Genomic DNA, 23,703 nt, shown 5'->3' on the forward strand with positions numbered 1-23,703 from the left:
CTCATGAACTGGGCGGCCTTTTATTTGATCTTAATGGAACAACGCATCCATCAGCTCATCAAATGTTTTGGCTTGCTTGAGGGCGCGAATGCGGTCTGGATTGTCTAGTAAATCGACGGCCTGTTCAAAGAATTGGTTCATGCAGGCAGCGTCATCCTTATGAATCGCTAATAAAAAGACAATTGATACTTGGTCTCCCTGCCAGTCAATCGGCTGTTTTAAGTGTGCGATGGCTACAGAGGAAGTCCCTTCATTTGTGATGAGCGGATGCGGCATTGCAATACCGCTGCCAAGATAGGTAGACGACATTTGCTCACGCTCAAGCACCGAAGGCCGAAATGAAGACGATACTAGCTGATGCGCCTCTAAACGGCTGCATAATATATTTAATACCTCATCCTTGCTGCTTAGGTCAGCATTCATTAAAGTCAATCGCTCTTGAAAAAACGCCATCAGCTCTTTTGAGGGTGCCCCGTGTCCATTTAATAAATGAATGACTTCATTCACACGCTGTATATCATGCTGTTCAAAAAAGGCACTGACCTGAATGACTGGTTTCCCCTTTGATGTGAGTGGAACAGTTGTGATGATGACGTCACACGGCAAAGAGGAGCTCATGAGATAATCCTGATAGGAATAGAGCTCAACGATGTCAAGCTCGTGCTGAAAGGCTGACTTCAATTTAATTTCAAGGAGCCTTGCCGTCCCTAGTCCAGACCCGCACACGATAATGGCTTTCTTTCTTTGCGAGGTGTCGAGCTGACTTCTTTCAAATGAAGCAGCGATATGCAAGGCAACATATGCGGCCTCGTCTTCATTTGGTGTACGCACCAGCTGTAAGGCATTGAGTCCGCTGACAGCCAAATCAAACGGGTAAGGATAGGACGTTTTGATCTCATGCAAAAGCGGATTTTGTAAGGATACGCCATATTGGATTCGATTTAATAGCGGCTTCATATGAAGCATTAAGTCTTGTTGCAGAATGCTGTCATCAGCAAAACGATGGCCGCTTGTTTTTTCAATGTGCTGTAGAAAGACTGTAACCGCCTGTTGAACTTCCACTGTCGTCTGATGCTGCGCGGCTTCTTTCCACGTTTGATTCGCCAATAGATGCATGACTAAGTAATCTGTTTCATCCTCTGATAAGGTCACATAAAAAGTGTCACTCACCTGCTGTATGATTTTTTGTGCAATTCTCATTAAAACTGGTGATCTTTGTGTGCGGGCAGTACTAGCGGATACCCGCTGGTTTTTTCGTGTTTGCTGAATCGCAATGGCTAAGTGAATGACTAAATTTTTTAAAGCAATGTCTTTAATGAGCAATGACTCTTGATGCAGGTTCGTCAACACAATAGATCGAATGGTTTCAAGAGATATATCAGGAAAATGGAGCTGCTCCCGCTCAGTGATATGAGAGAGAGCAGGCTCTTCTTCAAGAAGTAAGTCTGCATAGCACGTTCTTTTTTGCAGCTCGTCTCCTTCAATCTTTAAGCCAAATCCAGGCTTTGATACAAGGGTCATGCCGTAACGGGCTAACATCTCTCGTCCTTTTTTCAAATCACTGCTGACCGTCATGCGGCTGATAAACAGTTCTTCAGCCAGCTGGTCAATTTTTAAGTAATCTGATTGAAGCAGCAGCTTTCTCATCATAAATCGTACACGCTCTTCTGGCATGACGGGGACAAGAGAGCGGGCAGGAAGTTTTTGTTGATGAAGCCAAAGTAAGAAAGCGTCTTGGTCACTCGTTAAAAGAGTATATCCCTTTCCGCGAATCGTTTTAATTATGGCTCCAGCTTCCTTTAAATACTCATTTGCTTCCTTGATTAAATTGCGGATAGAGCGGTCAGATAAGCGAAAAGAGGCAGTGAGCTCCTCCAGCTTCACGAACCCCTTCGTTTCAAATAGCCGCTGAATCAGCTGATAGGTTCGAGGATCTGCCGTCATCATCATTGCGCGGCTCCTTGCGCCTGTAAGGCATCCGTTCCAAGAGCGATGGCGCCCATTAAACCAGATAATCCATCAAAGGATGGTTTTGTGATAATTTCATGTAAAGGCTTTGGCAGCTGCAAATAGCCGCGAAGCCGCTTGTCTGTTTCATCAAGAATAAGTGGCAGCATAGCTGGCTGTTTCATCACGCCTCCACCTAAAATGATGCGTTCTGGTGAAAGGGTGAGCAGCAGGTTAGCAGTCATCTGCCCGAGATAGTAAGCATGAAGTGACCAGGCAGGATGATCCTCTGGCAGCATGGGTGCCAGTGTATGATAACGCCCTTCTATGGCAGGTCCAGATGCCAGTCCCTCTAAACAATCATGATGTATAGGGCAGCAGCCTCCGTAGGTATCATGAGGATGCCGCTGAACGGTGATATGACCCATTTCTGGATGCAGCAATCCGTGAATAAGGCGATGTTCAATATAGGCACCTCCGCCTATTCCAGTCCCAACAGTAATATAGACCAAGGAGGCAGGTTTTTCTGCTTCAGTTGAAAAACGAGCTTCCCCGAGTGCTGCACAGTTCACATCGGTATCAAGCTTCATCGGGATCCCGAGGGCTTGTTTTAAGGTAGAGAGGAAAGGGAATTGACGCCAGGCCGTTTTTGGTGTGTCTAAAATCGTCCCATAGCTTGGGCTTTGCTCTTTCACATCGACAGGACCGAATGCCCCAATTCCAATTGCATCAACACGATTCTTTGTAAAGTAATCGATCACTTGCCGGCATGTTTCATCTGGATTCCCTGTTGCAAAGGAAGTCATGTGTTCAATCGTTCCGTCTGTTGTTCCGTAGCCGCAGACAAATTTCGTTCCGCCTGCTTCAATGCCTCCAATTCGCATGATCAATGCCCTCCATTAAAGAGGGGCGGAATCCTATGGATCCCGCCCCTACATGTTCATTTTTTCTTTACAATGTAGGTTTGTACCTGACAAGGTGTAAGCGGTTCAATGTGTAATGATCCATGTTGTGCTTTGAGTATCTGTCCTTCAGGTGTTTCTCCTAAATTCGCTGTTTCTCCGTGTTGTAGAGATGAACTATTGATTGAAGCGGCTGTTTGACGCGTTAAATATGGATTGAAGAGACGAATGACGATGCCTGTTCCATGCTCCTCTTTTTTCAGAGCGCTTAGAATGGCTCCATCTGTCTCGATGTCAAGCAGGCTATAAGTAGATTGTAAGTCTTCTTTTTCATCTCGGAAAGAGAAAATTAAACGACCGTTTAAAAAATCTGCTCGCTCGTAGCATTGAACAGGGGTGGTATACCGTTTGGCAAGCTGCGATAAGTGTCCCTCGCTGACTGCATCCTTGCTATAGTGCATACCAAATGAGAATGACAATGCACCTTGCAGCTGAGCGTCAGGTGTTTCCACAATTTTTTCCCCAGATGCGCGTCCTGGACGATAAAGGAGATTTTCTTTCCCCATTTTTCCGAAACAGCGGAAGAGTGTATACGCAATGGTTGTGTAACCTTCTCCTGTGATTTGGTATTCTCTCACGCAGTCGGTCAACAGAGCGGCACCATATGCTTGATCACGAAGTGCGACAAAGGATTGCATCGGTTCAATAGTGATCGGTTTTTCTTCCCAATGTTCATTGTTCCACCATTCAAGCTCTTGCGTGAGCTCGGTTGGGCGTTCGATTGTACCAAACTGTTGATCGCTTAGTGATACGTTTGATGCGATGCCTGTATCAAAAAGAACACGCAGGCGATGATCTAATGCATGGTTATCGACATCTACATGAAAACGGATGACAGCATCGTCTTTGTTTAATGCCACCTTCGCTGTGATCGGAAGTGATGTCGCAGCCGATTGCTGAGAGCGCGCCTCTAGGTCATAAGGGACAGTGAGCTGAAGCTTGATGGTCAGCTCCTCTTGCAGGCCGCTTTTAGACACTGAGATGTCCGCTGATGAAAGATCTTTTGATGAGACATACAGATCCTCACGCGGTGGTGAATAGTTGTAAGAATCCCCATCGTCTCCGTTGTCTTCAAAGATCATTTGCTCAGAGAAGGTCTGGCCAGTTTGTTTATCTGTGATGTCCAGCGATCCGTTGTCATTTGCCGCAATGCGGTAATACGTATTTTCAATCACGCGTCCTTCAGTTTGTTCCCATAGAGATTCGCTTGATTCATCGAAGACCATGCTGACTTGTGTATAGCCTACTGACGGTAAGTCGATGGCTTCAATCAGCAGCACGGCTTTCCATACTTGCTTTGGCATGTACACTTCTTTACTTGGGTTAAGAGAAATTTGCTGTGCCAGCACATAATCTGTGACATCGGTTTTGCTTTTCACGGTGTACTGAAGCGTTCGTCCATTTGCATCCTTTAGCGTAAAAGGACGTTCCGTGATAAACGTTTCGACTTCAATGACTTCAGAGCGCGTTGAAGGCATTGTATTGAATAAAGTGAACGTGATTTCCTGCTCTGTTTGCAGTCGAATAGTGATGAGACGCATGTGCAAGTCTACAAGATTCTCAGCGATTTCCTTTGCCTGCTTGTAGCGGAAGAAGACATCTTGGTTTGTCGTGTCACTATTACAGCCGCCAATGCTGTCATGCGCTGCATTTTCAAACATGAGGTACCAAATATCGCGAACCGTATCATGCGGATAGTCGTGTCCAAGCGAATAGCTGATCGTTAGGATAGGCTCCATCACATTCACGAGATAGTTTTCGATTTGATTGTTTAAGATTTTTAAATCCGCTCGTGTTGAAAAAATAGATTTGTGAATCCGCATATGCTTCGCGTGAATAAGCTCTCCCTGTAACGTCTCAAAAGATGTCCGCTCTTTTTTCACGGCTGCAATATAATCTTCTAAACTACTGATTTGATAGTGATGCTCGTTAAGCCCATTGGCTTTTTCTAATAAGTCAGGCAGATTTTTACGAATCGGTGCCTGGTCAAAGCCATTTGGGAAATAGACATTCTTTGTGGTTGCCTTTGCTTGCAGCGCACCGATTTTTTCAGATAAAAAGGCTTGTAAGTCCTCATCCTTCTCAGGAATATTCCCGCCGTAGTAGTAGCCAAATGGCAGGTTCACAGCAAAGACTTCACTGCCGTCAGCGCCGCGCCAATTGAATTCAGTATGATTCGTCATATGGTCAGAAACGCCGCGCCAAAATGCTGTATCGACAATGCCGAAGCCGCGATAAATTTGAGGCATTTGTGCGGATTGACCGAAGGAATCAGGGACATAGCCGACTTTCATCACGTGGCCGAACTGCTGACAGCGTTCAATCCCATATTGCAGGTTCCGCACAATCGATTCACCTGAAATGACGAGCTGGTCGGTTTGGGTATACCATGGGCCGATGATGAGACGTTTCGCTGTGACGAGCTTCTTGATTCGATTCTCATCCTCTGGACGCCATTTTAAATAATCATCTAATAAGGAAGCCTGGGCATCGAGCATGAAGTAATGGAACCTTTCATCTGTTTCAAGGGTATCTAAAATGTCCATTACGCTTTTCATTAAGTAGATACGGGAGCGGGAGGTGGTGAAATACCATTCCCGGTCCCAGTGAGTATGTGGAATCACATGTACATTGACAGTCATTGATCAACGACACCTTTCTTCGTTCAAATTATCCTTCTAGCACAAGGTCAAAATCGTCTTCTTCTTTCTGCTTCTGATCATGTTCTGGCGTTTTTGGCTCTTTTTTCTCAGAGAAATTCACAAGCAGGTTGGCGCCAATACCGATGACGAGTGCGCCAGTAAGGGCTCCGATTAAATAAGCCCACCAGTTTCCGACTGAGAAGAAGCCGTATAGCCCGCCAATTGGCGGCATGATGTCATGAACTCCTAATAATGCAGCGACCCCGCTTCCAATAGCACATGCGACAACATTGAGCGGAATCAATTTCAAAGGATTGACGAGGGTAAAAGGGATCGCCCCTTCCGTAATACCGATAATGCCCATAACAAGTCCGCCTCGTCCGGCTTCTCTAAAGGTTGGAGAGAAGTTGCGTTTTCGAATCAATGTCGCAAGCCCGTATCCAAGCGGTGGAATGACAATCGCAATATTGACAAGAATGGCAGGGAGATAGACGCCTGATAGGAAGAGCGCGTTACCAGCCATCCACGCTGATTTATTCACCGGTCCGCCAAGATCGAAGCCAATCATCGCACCTAAAATGAGAGCGAGCGCAAGTGTGCTTGTTCCATCAGCGACCATTCCTTTAATCCATTCAATTAATGCCGTGTTCAAAGCGCCTAATGGTCCGCCTAGAAGAACTGACATAAGAAGTCCGGTTAAGCCAACGGTAATAAGCGGCAGGATGAGCAGAGGGACGAGCCCAGCTGCAGAGCCTTGAATTTGAATTTTTCTTTTCACAAAAAGAGCAACATATCCTGCGAAGAAGCCTGCAATGACGGCACCTATAAAGCCGGCATTTGTTGAGCTGGCAAGGGCACCGCCGATAAAACCAGCCGCAAGACCTGATTTATCTGCAATGGAATAGGCGATAAATCCAGCGAGCAGGACGTTCATTAAGCCAATGCCTGTCCAGCCAACCTGCTCCATTAAATAGGCACCGTGCAGTATGCCGCCAGCATCCTTATAGGTGTTTAAATCTGAAACACCAAACCCTAACCCGACCAATTTTGCTAAACCAACGATAAGTGAAGCACCGATGATTACAGGAAGAATATAAGAAATACCGGTCATAAGATGGCCTTCAATGACTTTTAATTTTGCTTTCATTTTCTTTGCTCCTTTCTATATGGCATTGCTCATGTTTATTGAGATTCAGACTTTTTCTTTTCTACAAGTGCTACGGCTTTGGTGATAATTTGTTCAGCATTTTTTAAGGCACGTCCGATTTCGACACGTACAGTGGGAATGCCTGAGAAGCGTTCTGCATCGTTGATATGTTGATTTGAGGCAATGATGCAGAGGTCTGCCTGCTTTGCTTCCTCTGCTGTAATGCCGTTCACCTGTCCCATAATCCCTTGCTGTTCGATTTTGATCTCGTGTCCGAGTTGTTTACCTGCATTTTCTAATGCTTTTGCTGCCATTGGTGTATGAGCTAACCCTGCTGGACATGAAGTGACACCGACAATTTTCATTGTGTAATCCCCTCTTTCAATTGTTGTTCAATGACTTCGTAATAGTAATCAGCTGTTTGACCAGGTTGAATCTTTTCGATAAAAGCAGGTTCCATTAGGCTTGTCGCAATACCTGACAGTAGTTTCAGATGTGTGACATTTGCTTCTTCTAGTGGAACGAGCAGTGTAAATAAATAGCTTGTGGGCAAATCATCGAAGCTTCCCCATTCAATGGGTTGTTCAAGTTCTAAAAAAAGAAGTGAAGCCGTTTGTACAGCGGAGCTTTTTGTATGTGGAATGGCGAAGCCTTGTTGAAGTCCTGTTGAGACTTCGTCTTCGCGTGTCAACAAATCTGCTAATAGCCCCGGCTGATCGTTTGTAATCTGAAGGTCTTCAGCTTTCTCGGAAATGTATTGTAAAATCTCATTCTTTGATCGTCCGTTTACTTGTGTGAAAACATGATCTTTTTGGAACAAGCTGATCCCTTCTCTCTTGTTTGTTAAGCGCTTACAAGTTGATTGTAATGTACTTTTCAGCATGGTTAAATAGCATCATTTTCCGTTTGAAATGGCAAAAAGTTTATGAAGCTACCCGTCTTGCTGACTGAATATCTCAAATCCTAGCTTAAAACGAGTTTAATTATATAAAAAACAGATTCTACTAAATGTATTTCTGTGATATTCTTCCAAGGTATCATAAAAGATAAGGGGGTCTTTTCATGTTCAAAAAGCAGGTCAAATCCTGTGTGGTCGTACTCATGGCCATCATTCTATGTATGGCAGCATTACCTGGATACGAGGCAGCAGCTGCTAGTCATGGAACAAGTGTCAATGAAGCCATTGGGTTAAAAAATGGTGAAGTCATCTCAGGTACATTACAGAATGAAAAGGAAGAGTCATGGTATCAAATCACGCCATCTGCACAAGAGGTGGCAAAACATACACACATGCAAATTTCTGTGAAAAGTAAACAAGTGCTGTCCGTATCGGTCTATCCAAGTAAGGACAGAGCGATGAAGGATGACACCTATTCAAGGTATCGCGTGGACACAGCAAGCGGAGAAACAGAGATCAATTTCCCGCATGCATGGTCAGGTCCCTATTATGTCAAAGTGCTCTATTTAGGGTCAGAGGAAGACAGCCGTGATGAGGAAGAGGATGCGGCATATACAATCGGGTATAAAGGAGCTAACCTTCCGCCTTCTGAACCTGTTTTCCCTGAAGAAGATGAGCCTGAAATCATCATTATTGAGAAAAAGTACGGGCGTGAAATTCTACAATCGATTCGTACAATCGAAGATAAACGATTTAATGAGACAGCAGAAGGTCGGAAGCTTTCACGTCTGCTCCAAAAGACAAAACCGTTTCTCAAATCGAAGCTCATCAAACATCAAAAAGAGCAGCAAAAGGTATACAATCATCTGCTCACATTAAAAACACTGCTAAGTGACGTAGAGAAAAATGGTGCATTTAGCGGTCATATCGTAACAGAAAAAGAACAGCAGGCGATTCGCTCCCTTTTTGATATGCTCAAAGAAGCAAGTCCGGCTTATTTAAAAAAGGAATTAGAAGCTGTCAGTCAAAAAATTGGCATTGATCAGCTTGAAGGAAAATCAGCTGGTTATGTATTAGAGAAACAAAAGCTTGTAAAAGAAGAGAAGGTTAAAACGAATAAGATCATTTTTAAATTAAAGGATGGCCAAACACTTCAATCTGCGAAAAAGAAGATGAAAAGCTACGGTATCCAAGAAAACCGTGTGACATCACAGTCAGTCAGTCCTTTATTCAAAGGCATGTATGTCTATGATGTACCAGCAGGGCAAGAATCAGCTGGAAAGACACTAAAAGCAGGCAAAGCGGCCATCAAGAGCACGGCAAGAAAGCTTTCCAGCATGCCGAATGTTGAATTTGCAGAGCCTGTTCAAACCTATCGTGCGCTAAGCAACGACGCGCAGTATGCTTATCAGTGGCCGCTGAAAAACAGTGCGCAAAACAGTGGGAAAAAAGGCGCTGACGTCAAATTTGAACAAATGAATACACTGATTGGCACAAGCAAAATGAAGCAAACATTAATTGCTGTTGTGGATACAGGTGTAGACAGCCGTTTGACAGATTTAAGCGGGACTGTTCGTACAGACTTAGGTGCGAATCTCATTGGACGCAACAAAGATGCGATTGATGACAATGGACACGGTACGCATGTGGCAGGCATCATTGCCGCAAAATCCGATAACCATTACTCAATGGCAGGTCTCAACCAACATACGGGCATCATTCCAGTGAAGGTGCTGGATGCTTATGGATTTGGCGATACAGAGCATATTGCACTTGGCATCAAGCATGCAGTGGACAAAGGCGCAAAGGTGATCAACATGAGCCTTGGCGGCTACTACAGCAGAGTGATTGAATATGCAATGAATTATGCTGCACAAAGAAATGTACTAGTCGTCGTGGCAAGTGGAAATGATGGCGTACCAGAAATGGGCTACCCTGCGACGTCAAAATACGCAATGGCGGTTGGCGCAAGCAACCGTATGGATATTGGCGCTGAGTTCTCAAGTTATGGCAAAGGACTGAGCATGTCAGCACCAGGTTCTGATATTCCGAGCTTAATGCCTGATGGGAACGTCTCATACCTTAGCGGGACATCAATGGCGACACCATATGTGGCAGCAGCAGCAGGATTACTGCTTTCTAAAAATCCATCCTTGAAGCCAAATCAAGTGAGAAATCTTTTGCAAAATACAGCAGATGACATCTCATTTAAATCTATTGATGGAAAAGACGACGTTTTCTATGATGAAAACGAGGAACCAATTGTTGATCCGAAAATTCCAGGTGTCGATTGGATGACAGGACACGGCAGACTGAATGCATTTGCTGCATTAAGTGCTGTCGAATTGAATGCATCTGTGAGCAAAGTGGAGGATCAGCATCAAAAGGTGACAGGTAAAGCAAAAGCTGGCGCTGCTATCTCTGTGTATAGAGGTAAAACCCTGCTTGGAAAAGGCACAGCAGGCAAAAAAGGAACCTTTAGTGTGAAGATTAAACATCAGAACAAAAACAAGGTCCTTCACATTAAAATTTCAAAAGGAAAGGCCGCTACGACGCTCAAAACCGTCGTGAAAAAAGGCAAAGCACCAGCTAAGCCGAAAGTGAGCAAAGTAACAGTCAAAAGTAAAGCGGTCAAAGGGACTGCGGGTGCAGGCTTGACCATTAAAGTGAAAAACAAATCAAAGAAAGTCATCAAAACAGTCAAAACCAATAGCAAGGGCGCATTTACTGCCCAAATAAAACCACAAAAAGCTAAAACGGTTTTGTATGTGACTGCTTCAGATGTGAGAAAAAGAGAAAGCAAAGCAGTAAAAGTGGTTGTGAAAAAATAAAAGAAGAACTTCCCTTTCTAAAAAAGGGAAGTTCTTTTGTTTTATACTGGAAAAATACCAATTCCTGTCGATAGTAATATAGTAGGAAATAAAAGGAGGATTTATCGATGAAAAAAATCATGTTTGCTTTCTTTCTATCATTGCTTCTCGTATTCCCAAGCTTTGCACATGCTGAAGAAACAGGTGCAGTACCAGCATCCGTACAAGTAACAAGTGTCACAGCAGCCGATAGTGGTATAGTGAATTACGGCTATGGCAGTAAATATCGCGTGGGTTCTTATTATCCAGCTACGTTTAAAGGGACACTAAAAGATGCAAGCGGAAACCTCATGCCTAATCAGCCGATCCAGCTTTATTTTGAAGCAGCAATCAAATCATATGCTCAAACAGCGACAGGCACAACAGATGAGAATGGACAGTTTTCACTCACGTTTCAAGTTCCTGCAGGTGCAGGCTACCAATCATACAATAATGCAGGCTGGTCTACACATTACTACGATATCGTTCCAGTGACGTTCACGTCAAACGACATCAAACTATCTTCAAATGTCACAAGCGTGTACCATTTGGCGTATACATCACGTTACTAATCTCATAAAAAAGAATGTCAACAATCTGAAACTTCCCTTTCTAAAAAAAGGGAAGTTTTTTGTTTTTTACTGGAAAAATACCAATTTATGCCGATGGTAATATTGTAGGAAAAAAAAGGAGGATTTATCGATGAAAAAAATGTTGTTTGCTTTCGTTTTATCATTGCTTCTCGTATTCCCAACCTTTGCACATGCAGAGGAAACAGGAGCAGCACCAGCATCTGTACAAGTAACAAGTGTCACAGCAAAAAATGGTGGAATGGCCGATTACGGTTATGGCAGTAAATATCGAGTGGGTCCGCGTTATCCAGCTACGTTTAAAGGAACGTTGAAGGATAAAAATGGTAAATTGATGGCTAATCAGCCAATCCAGCTTTATTTTGAAGCAGAGATCAAGTCATTGGCTCAAACAGCGACAGGCACAACAGACGAGAATGGACAATTTTCACTAACGATTCAAGTTCCTTCAGCTGCAGGCTACGATTATTTTGATAATGGCAGGTTTAAACATTATTTTGATGTCGTTCTAATCAAGTTCACTTCAAACGACATCAAGCTATCTTCAAATGTCTCAAGTGTGTACCATTTGGCATATTCAATCAATTCTTAACTAATCTGCTGGATGAGACGACTTAGCGAAAACCCTGTCGTTTTCATAGAAAAAAGGATGTCATCAGGTGACATCCTTTTCTTTTTGTTAGCAAACCTGCTGGGCGGCAACCGAAAGAGTCGATAAACAAACACTCATCAGCCGTTACTCCCAGATTCGATCGAGCGTTTAACTTTTAATCTTAAGCTTTGATGGATAAGAACTTTTACACTTGAACTTTGATCCTTGAACGTTCAGCTTTGAGCTTTTATCAAGGATCATCCTTAGATGATCATCAGATGAGGAGGGAATGACCTTTCCCTCGGAGGTGTTTAGTTCTATCGATTTTCGGCTCACTAACAAAATCAATTAATCGATCTGTATTTTCGTCAGTGTATTGCTTTCAGACAAGGAAAAATCAACTTCCATTTGGAAATCTTCAATTTCTTTCGAAAGCTGTTCAATTTTTACTCGAAGGCGAAGCGGATCGATGATCACTGCCTCATTTTCAGCTAGAAAAGACTTCACGATCTCTTGGTTGGCAGCCGCTTGCGTCTTTCCATCTTTCCCAAACAAGGTTTCTAAATGCTGATCAAGTCTCCTTTTCACATCTTCATTCGTTTGTTCTGCTTTGTCGACCAGCTCTTTGTACACTTGTTTCATTTTCCGTAAATAACGAATATCGTAGTCTATCGACGTCTTACGTTCAATCGCCTCTGCCACCGTCATACGGACACCTGCCACATCAATCATTGTGGTTGCATTTGATACAACGATGGCTGATTTGATGGCATTCCGGCGTTTGATTAAAGCTTGAATCGATTGATCATCAGCCTTCGCCTTTTTTTCAACTTCTTCTTGATTCTGAAATCCGTGCTGTATATGTTTCCCGATCATCAATCCACCAAGTACGGCGTCATCAACGGTTCGGTTGATCCTTTTATCTAACATTTTCAGTTCACTTAATGCTCTTGTAATGGTCATTTCCATATTCACGACAACTCCCTTGGTTCATCCTGAAAATCATAGATTCCTATCATATACCAAAGTGTGCTTCTTTTACTAGTGATATCCTTTTCTGTCAGCAGCTTTATATAGAAAAAACCTGATGTTTATACACCAGGTTTTTCTCGTTTTTTCTGAATCCAAGCTGTCATGTAATACGCAGCATAGCAGAGCGCAATGAAAGGAATGCCGCAGATGAGGGCAATCCGCTGATTTGGATCAAAGGCAATGCCGATGACAGATGCTAGACATAGGAGGAAGGCAGCAATCGGAACCACTGGATAGAGCGGGGTTCGAAATGATAAATCTTGAAGCTGTCCGCCTTCCTGTAAAAATCTTTTCCGAAACATCAACTGTGAGGCAGCAATTCCCATCCATACGACCACAACAGCCAGTCCAGAGATTGACACAAGAACAAGATATACCGTTTCTGGTGCGATCACACTCGATAGCAATGAAAGAATACCACCGATCATACTTAAAATGAGTGCATTCAAAGGAATTCCTTTTGATGTCAGCTTCGCCAGTTTTTTAGGAAGTGTCCGTTCTTCAGAAAGCGACCAAAGCATACGAGATGACGCGTATAATCCTGAGTTTGCGGCAGATAAGATCGCGGTCAGGATGACAAAATTCATGAAATCTGCAGCATAAGGAATTCCGATACGATCAAATACCACGACAAATGGGCTTTTGATCACCCCGGCTTCTTCTACTGGAATCAAGCCAGCCAAAACAACGATCGTTCCAACGAAAAACAGGACGAGACGCAGGACGGTTGTGCGAATGGCTCTTGGGATGGTCTCGTCAGGATTGACGCTTTCACCCGCAGCAATCCCAATCAACTCCGTCCCTGAAAAAGCAAAATTGACAGCAAGCATCGTCATTAAAATCGGTAAAAAGCCGTTTGGGAAAAGTCCGCCTTCGCCAGTGAAATTAGAAAAGAACGGAGCGGCCTCACCGCCCTTTAATGGAATCAAACCAAACATTGCAGCTCCGCCAAGAATAATAAAGAGAATAATAGCCATCACTTTAATACTGGAAAACCAAAACTCTGATTCTGCAAAAAATTTGACTGTAAATGCATTCAGTAAAAAGATGAGAAGAGCAAAAACACCACTCCACATCCAAACCGAAGTGTCTGGAAACCAGCGCTGCATTAATAATCCTGCCGCTGTAAATTCCGAACCGAGTGCCACTGTCCATGTCAGCCAGTATAGCCAAGCGACCGTATAGCCTGTACCAGGTCCAATGTATTTTGTTGCGTACGTATGAAAAGCCCCTGTGACCGGCATAGCGACAGACAGCTCACCTAAACAAAGCATCACGAGGTAGACAATTAATGCCCCCACAAGATAGGCAAGAATGGTTCCCGCAGGTCCGGCCTGATTAATGGTATACCCAGAGCTTAAAAAGAGCCCTGTCCCAATGACGCCGCCTAGAGAAAGCATGAACAGGTGCCGGCTCGTCATTTTTCGTTGATATTGTTGTGACTGATCTTTTGCTTGTTCCATGTCTTCCCGCCCTTTTGCTTAGAAGTATGTGTGATGATTCATGATGTGGTTCGTTTTAAGATGTCATTGATATCTTCTGGAGTCGTGCGGCAGCAGCCGCCGATGATATGCGCGCCGTCTTTGTACCATTGATACGCACATTCGCCAAAAGTAAGATGTGACGTATCACCGCTCCAAACCTTTTCTTCAGGATCATATACTTCACCTGAGTTTGGATACACCACAATCGGTTTGCTTGTTCCTTTTTTCATTTCTTGAATGAGAGAAGTGATAAATTGCGGCGGAGTACAGTTCACGCCGACAGCAGCAATTTGTTCATAAGGCTCAAGCGCCTGTACACATTCCCGTATGGAGTCACCTTCACTAATGTGCAGGCCATCCTTTGCGCTGAATGTGATCCAAGCAGATACCCCGCTGAATTCATCCCGCAGCAGCTTTGCGATGGCTGTTGCTTCAATCAAACAAGGAATCGTTTCACATGCAAGAATATCTGCTCCCGCTTCTACTAATGCCTGAATTCTTGGTCTGTGAAAATCAATGAGAGCCTGCTCAGAGAGTCCGTAATTTCCCTTATATTCTGAACCATCAGACAAATAAGCGCCGAATGGCCCCACAGATCCAGCGACAAAGGGTTTTGTCCGCCCTTCACGACGCGCTTCATCCTGCCAAAAAAGATCGCGTGCCTCTTTCGCTAAAGTGACAGATCGTTTCATGAGTTCAAGCGCTTCTTCTTTTGTATAGCCTTTTTCAGCAAAGCCTTCAATCGTTGTTTGGTAACTGGCGGTTGTGGCACAGTCAGCACCTGCTTGGAAGTAGTCCAAGTGTACTTGCTGAATCAATTGTGGCTGTTCAATAAGTATTTTGGCTGACCATAAACTGTCATTTAAGTTACAGCCCTTTCGTTCAAGCTCTGTTGCCAATGCACCGTCTAAAATCAAAGGTGCGTGAGCCTGTAAACGGCTTTGAATAGGATTCATCGGAATCAAACAGCCTCCTTTTTAGATCGGATTTGATGGGTATGATATGAGGCAGTAGTTTAAATGACTAAAGCGTTTTTGTCAAGGAGAGGAAAAAGCATCTTATAGCGAAAAAACCCTGAAAACATGCGGGTTTTGATGCATAAAAATGCAGTCAAAATAATAGAAAACCAAGTCATTGACAGCCTCTAAAAAGAGATATATATTATGGAAAGATTGATTTCAGAAAGCTTCATCAAAAGGCGCCGTCTTTTGATTTTTATGTTGTCCAACGACTGTCTTCTTTCGTGCAGAAAGAGGGTTTTTTATATGCTTAAAAAAGGAGGAAAGAAGAATTGAAAAAATGTGTAAAAGATATAGCGATGATTTTAGTTGGTTCTTTTTTATTTGCCGCAGCAGTGAACATGTTTGTCATTCCGCTTGAATTTGGTGAAGGCGGCGTAACGGGGCTGTCCATCATTTTTTATTATTTGTTTGAGATTGCACCGTGGCTGACGAACCTTGTGTTGAATGCGATCTTATTACTTGTGGGATATAAATACTTGGACAAGAAAACCACGATTTATACGGTGGTTGCCGTCGCAAGTAACTCTCTATTTTTACACTTGACCACAACATGGGTCGTGAATGTTCATGAATTGATCATTGGAGCGATTTTTGCAGGAATTATCATCGGTATTGGGATTGGTCTAGTACTAAGAGCAGGCGGAACAACGGCGGGCTCTGCCATTCTCGGAAGAATTGCCAACAAGTATTTAGACTGGAACGTGAGCTATGCCATCTTGTTCTTTGATCTGATCGTTGTATTTGCTTCCTACTTTATTATTGGTGCGGAAAAATTAATGTTTACCATTGTGATGCTGTACGTGGCGACAAAGGTGATGGACTTCGTGATAGAAGGACTTAACACGAAAAAGGCAGTGACGATTATTTCTTCATGCAAAGATGATATTGCGGAAGAAATCAATCACACCCTGGACCGAGGCGTAACAATTTTAAACGGACGCGGACATTATTCAAAGGAATCGAAGGAAATTCTTTACGCAGTCATTCAAAAGCAAGAGCTCATGCGCCTCAAGAAAATTATTAAGAAAATTGATCGAGACGCATTTGTTGTTGTCCATGACGTGCGCGATGTGTTCGGAGAAGGATTTGTGAATATATAAAAATGAAAATAAGACAAAGAGCTAAAAGACCCGAAAAAGGGTCTTTTTTTATTCTCTATACCTCTTGTCACACAATACTATGTAATGTATAGTATAAAGAGTTAGGAGTTGTAAACATGAATGCACAATTAAAAAAAGGATTACTGGAGTTTTGTGTACTGGCGGTATTAAAGAAAGGCGATTCCTATGGTTATCAAATCATTAAAGATATGTCCCGTTGTATTGAGATTTCAGAATCGACATTGTATCCGATTTTAAAGCGTTTAGAGCAAAACAATTATGTGGAGACCTATTCCCAGGAACATAACAGTCGATTAAGAAAATACTACCGCATGACAGAAAGCGGGCGGGAGCATATGGCGCAGTTTTTAGAGGAATGGGATCAGGTGATGGCGATTTACGACTTTATTTCTGGAGGACAGGGCAATGAATAAAAAAGAATTTTTAAGCAGCCTAAAGAAGCATCTGCATCTTCTAGGCGACAAAGATAGTGATCGGTTTATCGAATACTACGATGAAATAATTGAGGATTATCAGGAAGATGGCTACAGTGAACAGGAAGCGGTTCAACAAGTCGGGCAGCCTGCTATGATCGCTGAAGGAATTATGAAGGAACAAGGAATAAAAACCGTTCAGGTGCCGACGTTTGGAGAAAAAGCCACAAGACTCTCCATTCTCATTTTAGGCTTTCCGTTATGGGGCAGTATTCTAGCAACAGTCTTCCTGTTGATTCTTTCTGTGTATATGGTGATTTGGTGTATTCCACTCGTGACAGGTACAGTGACGCTGGTTGGTCTGCTCGGAGGTTTTTGGAGCATCATTGGTTCTCCATTTATCTTTCAGGACGGTTTGCATGTGGTGGTGACGCAGATTGGCGTTGGTATTTTTCTGTTAGGTGCCGGATTATTAAGCGGCATAGCCACGGCGTATTTGACAAAGCTATTTGTGCAAATAACTATTCAAACCACTAAGGCATTCATGGGAATGTTTAAAAAGAAGGTCGTGAGAGTATGAACGTGAACGATTTAAAAAAGCAAGTCATCAAATGGGGAATCATCTTCACCGTTGCCGGAGGAATTGTCATGGCAATTGGTTTTGGCATATCAGGCTTTGATCTAGATGCATATCACAACGATGACCAGAATAACGTGTTCCGCACCATCAATTGGAGTAAGCCATAATAAATGAAAAAAGACAAAGAGCTAAAATCAAGATCATTTTAGCCCTTTGTCAACAGTCTGAAACCCGCTTATGCGGGTCTTTTTTTCGCTCGGGCCACAAAGAAGAAATAACAGCAAAGTGCGCCTAGATCACAAAGCATAATGATCAGACCCATTGGAAAGGCTGTTTGGCTTCCGGCTAGTCCGACAAGAGGTGTCATGCAAGCGCCTAGCAGCATTTGCGCCACACCGATCAGTGCAGCAGCACTTCCTGCATGTGCCCCGTGATGCTGCATCGCAAGAGACGGTGCAGAGGTGCCGACAATTCCAACGCTTGATACCACAAAAAACAGCGGAATGAGAATACCGTACAATCCTGCATCAATCGAGATCATGAAAAATAAAGTCACTCCCCCTAACGCAGCTGTCAGCAATCCAATGCGAAGGACTTTCTCTTCACCGATTTTCGCAGCGACTCGGGCAAATACTTGTCCAGCCGTGATGATTCCAAGACTATTTACCGCAAATGCTGCACTAAAGCCTTGTGGAGAAAGGTTAAAAATATCCTGGAGCACAAACGGTGAACCTGAAATATACGCAAACATCGCTGCGAATACAAGACCTTGTGAGAGTGCATATCCAACAAAGAGACGATCACTGGCTAAAATTTTCATCGCGCCTGCAATCTGTTGAAAGCCCCCGGTCTGTCTACGCTCCGCAGGTAAGCTTTCTTGCAGTGAAAAGATGGATCTCAGCAGCATCAATGCCCCGAGAATTCCGAGTAGGACAAATACACCCTGCCATGTCGTGAAGCGTAAAATTTGTCCGCCCGCAATAGGTGCTGCTGCCGGAGCCACCCCGTTGACTAACATCAGCAGTGCAAAGAATTTCGTCATTTCTGATCCTTCATAATGATCTCGCACGATAGCTCGTGCAATCACAATGCCTGCTGAACCAGCAAGTCCTTGAATCAATCTAAGAAGAATGAACATCCAAATCGATGTGACCACTGTACAAAGAAGTGATGCCGCTATAAAGATAATCAAGCCAATCATCAGCGGTTTTCTTCTGCCGATCGTATCGCTGATCGGGCCTGCAATCAGCTGGCCAAGCGCCAGTCCAATGAGACAAGCCATGAGACTTAATTGGGACAGCGCCGTACTTGCCTCAAAATCACGAGCAATATGAGGCAATGCAGGTAAATACATATCCATTGCCAGCGGAGCAAGGGCTGTTAAAGATCCAAGCAATGCGGCAAGGAGAAATCGATTTTTTTTCGATTCTTGGGGATAAGATAAAGAACTCATATGATGACAACACTCCTCGTATACTTCCTCAACACAGCATAATGAATCAAGCGTTCCTTTTCAATGAAAAATTTTCAAAGATGTTTCCGTGCAAAATGATTGATCTTTCGAATGAGACTCTTTACATTGAATGAGTAGAGAAAAGAGTAAGGCTATCACATGCAGTGATTGCATGATACGTATATCCACTAATAGAGAGCAGGAGGTGCTGACATGAAGCAGCAAGAGCTGATCATTCGTCAAGCAGTCAAAGAAGATCATGAGGCCATCAGGAACGTGCTGATCAAATCCTATGCACAGTATGCGCCTCAATTTACAGAGGAAGGCTGGCAAGATTATTCTGCCGCGCTTTCAGCAGCTGTAGATAATCCGAACATGGAGCTGATGCTGGTGGCTGAGCTTGATGGCAAGGTTGTGGGGACGCTTCAAATGTTCCGATCATCAGAGCAAGCATATGACAATCCAGAAATGGGCATTACATCAGCCATCGTCCGGTTTTTAGGAGTAGATCCCGCTGTGAGGGGAAAAGGGATTGCAGAGTCATTGCTGCGTAAAAGTATTGAACTAACGCAATCATGGGGCGAAAATGTCCTGTATCTGCATACATCTGATAAAATGCAGGCCGCTATTCGCCTATATGAAAGAATGGGCTTTGAGCGTGCGCTTGATAAAGATTTTGTGAGCTCGAGTGGGACGCATGTCAAGAGCTATCAATATGTGATCAAGAAAGAACAGCCGGCAGGTTCATAATATAACGTGCAGCAAAAGGAAGAGCTTACGTCCATGGGCAGCTCTTCCTTTTTTCAATTTACTGCCACAGTGCCAGCGCCCAATATGATACCCGAACATGACAAAGAATTTTAACATGCGCTCATAAGGAGACAGCTTTCGTTCTCTCTTCGTTTTCACTAGCTGCCAATAAAGGGCAAAGCCGCAAATAATGAGGATGATTTGTCCAAGCTGTGTAAAGTTTTCAAGAATCGTGATTCCGTTCATTTCTTTTCACCTCATCATTCATCTTCCAGAAGTAAAAGCGCAATCCTTTATTTCTTCAAAAAAAATCGGTGTATACTAGAAAGAAACGAGTGTTAGAGGGAGTTGTGCATATTGTTTTCGCTGCATGCGGATCGTTGGGATGAAGTCATCGAGAGAAAAATCAAATACGATCAAAAAGTTGTGGAACATACCTGTCAGCTGTTAGACGCACAGAAGCAGCAGGCTGTGCTGTTTCACAAGATTGAAGACCCGTTTACGATGAGGGCAGGTGATGGTGCTCTGACCATTCCAAAAGGGAGCTATACGACCGCTTATTATTGGAAGGATCGTCCTTACAACATATATTTCTGGAGAGATGATCAAGGGAAGGAACTAGGGTCTTATCTTAATATGGTGGGAGACACTCAATTCAACGGCCAGCTGGTCATGTTTGAAGACCTCATTATTGATCTCCTCGTTCTTCCGAATGGTGATGTCTTTGTGCTGGATGAAGATGAATTGCCGGAGAGTTTAGCGGATTTTGAACACGGTTCGGTGCATCGGGCATTAAAGGGCGTGATGGCTTCGTTAGAAAGCATTCTCGATCAAGTGAGGGCAGATGCCGAAGGAAAATATCATCACAGTTTGTTTGAGCCGATGTTGAAATAGAAAAAACGATTCCTCGCTGAAAGGAATCGTTTTTTTGTTAAACCTTAATACGGTTTAATCGTTTTTGTAAATTGGTTTTTGTTTTGGAGGCTTTTAGCTGTTTGACAGCGCTTTGGGCCGCTGCTTTTGTTTTCTTTGTTCGTTTCGCTTCCGCTTTTTTGACCTTTTGTTTAGCGTCTGTCACTTTCTTTTGATAAGCGACTTGTTTTTTGACTTTGTCGAGCCGGTTTTGCAGGCTTGTTTTTTCTTTGCCTTTGTTTAGTTTTTTGATGGCCGTTTGAGCACTTTTAATAGCGCCCTGTGTTTTGTTTTTTTCGGCTGTTTTGACCTTTGCACGTGCCGAGCGGATATCAATGGCTGCTTGGACTTTCTTCACCCGTTCTGTGAGTGCTGTTTTTTGTTTGCTTGCAGTGAGCCGGCCAATTCTTGTTTTGGCTTGATTGACATCTTCCTGCTTTTTAGATGTTTCGGCTTTTTTAACAGCACTGGCAGCAGCCTTTAAAAAGGAGGATTGCGGCACATATTGCACGCGGCCATAGCCGAATTGTGGATCCCTCCCTTTTGCACCAAGATCCACTGTATAGCTGCGCAATAAAGTGCGAAGCTGTGCATTTGTTTTCTTCGGATGAAGCTGCTTTAACAGTGCCAGCATTCCTGTGACATGCGGTGCAGCTTGTGATGTACCCGTTGCATACCAATATTCATTTTTTAAATAAGTGCTGATGACGTTCTGGCCAGGGGCAGAAAATTCAATCCCTTTCCCTGTATTCGAGATAGACGCGAGTTTGTCTTTGTCAGTCGTTGCAGATACGGCAATGACGCTATTGTAAGCGGCAGGGTAGCTAATATGATTCTTTTTCCCATCATTTCCGCTTGCAGCGACTACAAGTAGTCCTTTTTTATAGGCTTCATCCACTGCTGAACGCAAGATGGGGATATTGTCTTCAAAGCCTAAACTTAAATTAATAATGTCCATCTTGTTGGTAATCGCCCAATCGATGCCTCGAAGCAGACTATATAGATCGCCTTCTCCCGTTTTATCTAACACTTTCACAGCATACAGCTTCACACCAGAAGCGACGCCAACTGTTCCATAATCGTTATTAAGCGCACCAATCGTGCCGGCGACATGTGTGCCATGTCCTTCATCATCTTTATAAGAGGATGTGTAGTTCACGAATGATTTACCGCCGGCTACCTTTAAATCCTCGTGTGAGAAAATGCCAGTATCTAAAACGGCTACTTTTACATTTTTACCAGTGACGCCTTCTTTTATTGCTTGTTTTATATTGAGTTTTTGCAGGTTGTAAGATTTTTGTACCAATGCATCCTGATTAGTAGCAGCGGCTGTTTTCTTCACAGTAGAAGCTGCGAGTTTAACCTTTACGTTTTTTGAGACGTAAGCGATGTTTGGGTCTTTTTTGAGTGAGGTGACCGCTTGTTCATCTGCTGTCACAGCGACCGCGGGAAGATGTATGTACTGTGCGTTCACTTTCTCACTTTCCTCAATAGCTGTTTGTTTCCCTTTTTGATTTTTATAGACGATGATAACATCTGTTTCTTTTGACGGTGCAGCTGCCTGCGAATGGAAGGGCAAAGCAGTTGTCAGCGCAAGAAGAAACGCGATGACGATCAATATTTTCCTTTTCAAGGCGTGGCTCCTCTCATCCGATGATCTCGGTCTTTTTTTCTCTATTATATCGGAGAAAGCAGAGGGATGGGATAGTAGAATTGTCGTCTTGTTGAGAAAGTTATTTTTACTAGTAACCTGAAATTGAAATTCATAGAATTCTAGTAGACAATAGAGACATCAAGATAAGAGAAAGAAGGACATGCTGATGAACGTAAAAGAGTATATGACGTATGATGCGACTGGCTTAGCAGCACTTGTGCGGAATAGGCAGGTAACGCCCGAGGAGCTTATGCAGGCTGCATTTAATAGATTGAATGAGGTCAATCCAGAACTAAACGCTGTGATACAGACGAGACAAGATCAAGTTTTAAAAGATATCAAGGAGTTACATGAGTATCAGCCATTTGCAGGCGTTCCGTTTGTGCTGAAAAATATATCACAAGGGATTAAAAACGAACCGCTGACAGCAGGCGCTTTGCTGTTAAAGGATGTAAAAGCCAACTCGGATTCGCACTTTGTTGATCGATTGAAGCAGGCTGGTTTTCTCATGATTGGGCATACAAATACACCGGAATTCGGTTTAAGAAATGTGACGGAACCTGCGTTACATGGGCCAACGAGAAATCCTTGGAATACGGACTATTCTCCAGGCGGCTCAAGCGGCGGGACAGCAGCAGCTGTTGCAAGCGGCATTGTACCTGCTGGCGGAGCAAGTGATGGCGGTGGTTCCATTCGGATTCCAGCCTCCTTTACCGGTTTGTTCGGTCTTAAGCCTACGCGGGGAAGAACGCCGGTAGGCCCAGGCGCAGGAAGGCAGTGGCAAGGGGCTTCCATCGACTTTACACTCACAAAAACCGTGCGGGACAGTGCAGCCCTTCTTGATCTTCTTCAAGTCATTCAGCCCGAAGCTGCTTTCCAAACTCCGTTATACGATGGCAGTTACCAAGAGGATCTGGTGAAACGTACATCTTCTATGCGAATTGCTTACAGTGTAGAATCTCCAGTTGGCACGAAGGTCAGTGAGGAAGCGAAGCAGGCGGTTCAGCAAACAGTGAAATGGCTGAGTGAGCAAGGTCATCAAGTAGAAGAAGCCAAGCCGGAAATTGATGGGGTTCATCTCATGCAGCAATATTACGTGATGAACAGTGGAGAAATGTCTGCGTTATTCACTTCCTTGGCTCGTTCCTTAGGGCGTCCAGTAAAGCCGGAGGAAACGGACATCGTGGCATGGGTGCTGGCGGAGGCTGGCAAGAATGTGACCGCAGCTGCTTATACAGAAAGTCTTGATGCGTGGGATCGGGCTGCTGCACAAATGGCGTCATTTCATCAAACCTACGATCTCTATGTGACACCAGCTACTGCCTATTCAGCTCCAAAGGTTGGTGAGCTTATGCATTCAGATCAGGAAACAGCCGAACTTTTACGTGTGTCATCTCTTTCAATGCAAGCACAGCAGGATCTTATTTATGATATGTTCCTCAAGAGCTTGACCTACACCCCATTTACACAGCTTGCCAACTTAACAGGTCAGCCATCAATGAGTGTACCGGTTCATCTCACTAGCGCGGGCATGCCTTTAGGGGTACAGGTGACAGCGCCTAAAGGGAAAGAGGACTGGCTGCTCAGGCTTGCGGCGGAAATGGAGACATCCTCGATTTGGAAAGGAACTAGACAATTAAATCGATAACGCATGA

At 43.8% G+C, this 23,703-nt stretch carries 22 protein-coding genes; 10 read left to right on the forward strand and 12 right to left on the reverse strand.

Going from position 1 to position 23,703, the window contains the following annotated elements; genetic code table 11:
• Positions 1–30 precede the first annotated feature (30 nt).
• The 6 genes from ACN6NB_RS01215 to ACN6NB_RS01240 are packed head-to-tail and all read right to left on the reverse strand — an operon-like array spanning position 31 to position 7,581.
• A complete protein-coding gene (locus tag ACN6NB_RS01215) occupies positions 31–1,950 on the reverse strand; it encodes a BglG family transcription antiterminator (protein WP_369879051.1) in 1,920 nt (639 codons plus the stop codon).
• Complete coding sequence (locus tag ACN6NB_RS01220) at positions 1,947–2,831, reverse strand: ROK family protein (RefSeq protein WP_075612298.1); 885 nt, start codon at positions 2,829–2,831, stop codon at positions 1,947–1,949. The genes ACN6NB_RS01215 and ACN6NB_RS01220 overlap by 4 nt, the downstream gene beginning before the upstream one ends.
• A 56-nt stretch (positions 2,832–2,887) precedes the next feature.
• Positions 2,888–5,551 carry a mannosylglycerate hydrolase gene (gene mngB, locus ACN6NB_RS01225; RefSeq protein WP_144516412.1) on the reverse strand — a complete coding sequence of 888 codons (2,664 nt, stop codon included), beginning with the start codon at positions 5,549–5,551 and terminating at the stop codon, positions 2,888–2,890.
• Positions 5,552–5,579: 28 nt separating this feature from the next.
• Positions 5,580–6,698: a PTS fructose transporter subunit IIC gene (locus tag ACN6NB_RS01230; RefSeq protein ID WP_106025735.1), complete on the reverse strand. Its 1,119-nt coding sequence runs from the start codon at positions 6,696–6,698 to the stop codon at positions 5,580–5,582.
• Between the two features lie 35 nt (positions 6,699–6,733).
• Positions 6,734–7,063: a PTS fructose transporter subunit IIB gene (locus tag ACN6NB_RS01235; RefSeq protein WP_007498438.1), complete on the reverse strand. Its 330-nt coding sequence runs from the start codon at positions 7,061–7,063 to the stop codon at positions 6,734–6,736.
• Positions 7,060–7,581 (reverse strand): PTS sugar transporter subunit IIA, encoded by a 522-nt coding sequence (locus tag ACN6NB_RS01240; protein WP_251181458.1) that lies wholly within the window; start codon positions 7,579–7,581, stop codon positions 7,060–7,062. Before ACN6NB_RS01240 ends, ACN6NB_RS01235 begins: the two co-directional genes overlap by 4 nt.
• Before the next feature lie 179 nt (positions 7,582–7,760).
• Here ACN6NB_RS01240 and ACN6NB_RS01245 point away from each other — a divergent pair, with 179 nt between their 5' ends.
• The 3 genes from ACN6NB_RS01245 to ACN6NB_RS01255 all read left to right on the forward strand — a co-directional run bounded on the left by ACN6NB_RS01245 (position 7,761) and on the right by ACN6NB_RS01255 (position 11,627).
• The gene (locus tag ACN6NB_RS01245) at positions 7,761–10,427 is read left to right on the forward strand and encodes a S8 family peptidase (RefSeq protein ID WP_144491687.1); all 2,667 of its coding nucleotides are present in this window, start codon (positions 7,761–7,763) and stop codon (positions 10,425–10,427) included.
• 107 nt (positions 10,428–10,534) lie between these two features.
• The gene (locus ACN6NB_RS01250; protein WP_058837247.1) at positions 10,535–11,017 is read left to right on the forward strand and encodes an Ig-like domain-containing protein; all 483 of its coding nucleotides are present in this window, start codon (positions 10,535–10,537) and stop codon (positions 11,015–11,017) included.
• A gap of 130 nt (positions 11,018–11,147) precedes the next feature.
• A complete protein-coding gene (locus ACN6NB_RS01255; protein WP_107163926.1) occupies positions 11,148–11,627 on the forward strand; it encodes an Ig-like domain-containing protein in 480 nt (159 codons plus the stop codon).
• Positions 11,628–11,975: 348 nt separating this feature from the next.
• Here ACN6NB_RS01255 and ACN6NB_RS01260 read toward each other — a convergent pair whose 3' ends face one another.
• The 3 genes from ACN6NB_RS01260 to mmuM all read right to left on the reverse strand — a co-directional run bounded on the left by ACN6NB_RS01260 (position 11,976) and on the right by mmuM (position 15,099).
• Positions 11,976–12,596: a hypothetical protein gene (locus ACN6NB_RS01260; RefSeq protein WP_039176173.1), complete on the reverse strand. Its 621-nt coding sequence runs from the start codon at positions 12,594–12,596 to the stop codon at positions 11,976–11,978.
• 122 nt (positions 12,597–12,718) lie between these two features.
• Positions 12,719–14,122: an S-methylmethionine permease gene (gene mmuP / locus ACN6NB_RS01265; protein ID WP_039176176.1), complete on the reverse strand. Its 1,404-nt coding sequence runs from the start codon at positions 14,120–14,122 to the stop codon at positions 12,719–12,721.
• A gap of 38 nt (positions 14,123–14,160) precedes the next feature.
• Positions 14,161–15,099 carry a homocysteine S-methyltransferase gene (gene mmuM, locus ACN6NB_RS01270; protein WP_106025767.1) on the reverse strand — a complete coding sequence of 313 codons (939 nt, stop codon included), beginning with the start codon at positions 15,097–15,099 and terminating at the stop codon, positions 14,161–14,163.
• A 335-nt stretch (positions 15,100–15,434) separates the two neighbouring features.
• On the opposite strand from mmuM, the gene ACN6NB_RS01275 reads away from it, so the two are divergent.
• From ACN6NB_RS01275 to ACN6NB_RS01290, 4 genes are all read left to right on the forward strand, one after another.
• Positions 15,435–16,265, forward strand: a complete 831-nt coding sequence (locus ACN6NB_RS01275; protein ID WP_024424393.1) for a YitT family protein — start codon at positions 15,435–15,437, stop codon at positions 16,263–16,265.
• Positions 16,266–16,381: 116 nt separating this feature from the next.
• Positions 16,382–16,699, forward strand: coding sequence for a PadR family transcriptional regulator (locus ACN6NB_RS01280; RefSeq protein WP_039176181.1), 318 nt, complete (start codon positions 16,382–16,384; stop codon positions 16,697–16,699).
• Positions 16,692–17,279, forward strand: coding sequence for a DUF1700 domain-containing protein (locus tag ACN6NB_RS01285; protein WP_058837248.1), 588 nt, complete (start codon positions 16,692–16,694; stop codon positions 17,277–17,279). Before ACN6NB_RS01280 ends, ACN6NB_RS01285 begins: the two co-directional genes overlap by 8 nt.
• Positions 17,276–17,446 (forward strand): hypothetical protein, encoded by a 171-nt coding sequence (locus tag ACN6NB_RS01290; RefSeq protein ID WP_186315137.1) that lies wholly within the window; start codon positions 17,276–17,278, stop codon positions 17,444–17,446. Before ACN6NB_RS01285 ends, ACN6NB_RS01290 begins: the two co-directional genes overlap by 4 nt.
• Before the next feature lie 68 nt (positions 17,447–17,514).
• Here the strand turns inward: ACN6NB_RS01290 and ACN6NB_RS01295 are convergent, their stop codons facing one another.
• Positions 17,515–18,732, reverse strand: a complete 1,218-nt coding sequence (locus ACN6NB_RS01295; RefSeq protein ID WP_058837249.1) for a multidrug effflux MFS transporter — start codon at positions 18,730–18,732, stop codon at positions 17,515–17,517.
• A gap of 213 nt (positions 18,733–18,945) precedes the next feature.
• Here ACN6NB_RS01295 and ACN6NB_RS01300 point away from each other — a divergent pair, with 213 nt between their 5' ends.
• Positions 18,946–19,482 carry a GNAT family N-acetyltransferase gene (locus ACN6NB_RS01300; RefSeq protein ID WP_144491688.1) on the forward strand — a complete coding sequence of 179 codons (537 nt, stop codon included), beginning with the start codon at positions 18,946–18,948 and terminating at the stop codon, positions 19,480–19,482.
• Here the strand turns inward: ACN6NB_RS01300 and ACN6NB_RS01305 are convergent.
• Positions 19,477–19,728, reverse strand: coding sequence for a hypothetical protein (locus tag ACN6NB_RS01305; RefSeq protein ID WP_144491689.1), 252 nt, complete (start codon positions 19,726–19,728; stop codon positions 19,477–19,479). The two genes, ACN6NB_RS01300 and ACN6NB_RS01305, sit on opposite strands and share 6 nt — an antisense overlap.
• Positions 19,729–19,839: 111 nt before the next feature.
• On the opposite strand from ACN6NB_RS01305, the gene ACN6NB_RS01310 reads away from it, so the two are divergent.
• Positions 19,840–20,376: a ribonuclease FAU-1 family protein gene (locus tag ACN6NB_RS01310; protein WP_058837252.1), complete on the forward strand. Its 537-nt coding sequence runs from the start codon at positions 19,840–19,842 to the stop codon at positions 20,374–20,376.
• A gap of 37 nt (positions 20,377–20,413) precedes the next feature.
• Here ACN6NB_RS01310 and ACN6NB_RS01315 read toward each other — a convergent pair whose 3' ends face one another.
• Positions 20,414–22,027 (reverse strand): S8 family peptidase, encoded by a 1,614-nt coding sequence (locus ACN6NB_RS01315; protein WP_039176194.1) that lies wholly within the window; start codon positions 22,025–22,027, stop codon positions 20,414–20,416.
• Positions 22,028–22,214: 187 nt separating this feature from the next.
• On the opposite strand from ACN6NB_RS01315, the gene ACN6NB_RS01320 reads away from it, so the two are divergent.
• Positions 22,215–23,696, forward strand: coding sequence for an amidase (locus tag ACN6NB_RS01320; protein ID WP_064498779.1), 1,482 nt, complete (start codon positions 22,215–22,217; stop codon positions 23,694–23,696).
• The last annotated feature ends 7 nt before the right edge of the window (positions 23,697–23,703 follow it).

Source organism: Bacillus sp. 11B20 (genome assembly GCF_056098985.1).

Bases quoted from the DNA above. Each gene is read 5' to 3' on its own strand.
- ACN6NB_RS01305 (WP_144491689.1), bottom strand. From the start codon at position 19,728: ATGAACGGAATCACGATTCTTGAAAACTTTACACAGCTTGGACAAATC.
- ACN6NB_RS01280 (WP_039176181.1), top strand. From the start codon at position 16,382: ATGAATGCACAATTAAAAAAAGGATTACTGGAGTTTTGTGTACTGGCG.
- ACN6NB_RS01215 (WP_369879051.1), bottom strand. From the start codon at position 1,950: ATGATGATGACGGCAGATCCTCGAACCTATCAGCTGATTCAGCGGCTA.
- ACN6NB_RS01295 (WP_058837249.1), bottom strand. From the start codon at position 18,732: ATGAGTTCTTTATCTTATCCCCAAGAATCGAAAAAAAATCGATTTCTC.
- ACN6NB_RS01290 (WP_186315137.1), top strand. From the start codon at position 17,276: ATGAACGTGAACGATTTAAAAAAGCAAGTCATCAAATGGGGAATCATC.
- ACN6NB_RS01300 (WP_144491688.1), top strand. From the start codon at position 18,946: ATGAAGCAGCAAGAGCTGATCATTCGTCAAGCAGTCAAAGAAGATCAT.
- mngB (WP_144516412.1), bottom strand. From the start codon at position 5,551: ATGACTGTCAATGTACATGTGATTCCACATACTCACTGGGACCGGGAA.
- ACN6NB_RS01250 (WP_058837247.1), top strand. From the start codon at position 10,535: ATGAAAAAAATCATGTTTGCTTTCTTTCTATCATTGCTTCTCGTATTC.
- mmuP (WP_039176176.1), bottom strand. From the start codon at position 14,122: ATGGAACAAGCAAAAGATCAGTCACAACAATATCAACGAAAAATGACG.
- ACN6NB_RS01255 (WP_107163926.1), top strand. From the start codon at position 11,148: ATGAAAAAAATGTTGTTTGCTTTCGTTTTATCATTGCTTCTCGTATTC.
- ACN6NB_RS01230 (WP_106025735.1), bottom strand. From the start codon at position 6,698: ATGAAAGCAAAATTAAAAGTCATTGAAGGCCATCTTATGACCGGTATT.
- ACN6NB_RS01220 (WP_075612298.1), bottom strand. From the start codon at position 2,831: ATGCGAATTGGAGGCATTGAAGCAGGCGGAACGAAATTTGTCTGCGGC.
- ACN6NB_RS01235 (WP_007498438.1), bottom strand. From the start codon at position 7,063: ATGAAAATTGTCGGTGTCACTTCATGTCCAGCAGGGTTAGCTCATACA.
- ACN6NB_RS01285 (WP_058837248.1), top strand. From the start codon at position 16,692: ATGAATAAAAAAGAATTTTTAAGCAGCCTAAAGAAGCATCTGCATCTT.
- ACN6NB_RS01240 (WP_251181458.1), bottom strand. From the start codon at position 7,581: ATGCTGAAAAGTACATTACAATCAACTTGTAAGCGCTTAACAAACAAG.
- ACN6NB_RS01320 (WP_064498779.1), top strand. From the start codon at position 22,215: ATGAACGTAAAAGAGTATATGACGTATGATGCGACTGGCTTAGCAGCA.
- ACN6NB_RS01245 (WP_144491687.1), top strand. From the start codon at position 7,761: ATGTTCAAAAAGCAGGTCAAATCCTGTGTGGTCGTACTCATGGCCATC.
- ACN6NB_RS01260 (WP_039176173.1), bottom strand. From the start codon at position 12,596: ATGGAAATGACCATTACAAGAGCATTAAGTGAACTGAAAATGTTAGAT.
- mmuM (WP_106025767.1), bottom strand. From the start codon at position 15,099: ATGAATCCTATTCAAAGCCGTTTACAGGCTCACGCACCTTTGATTTTA.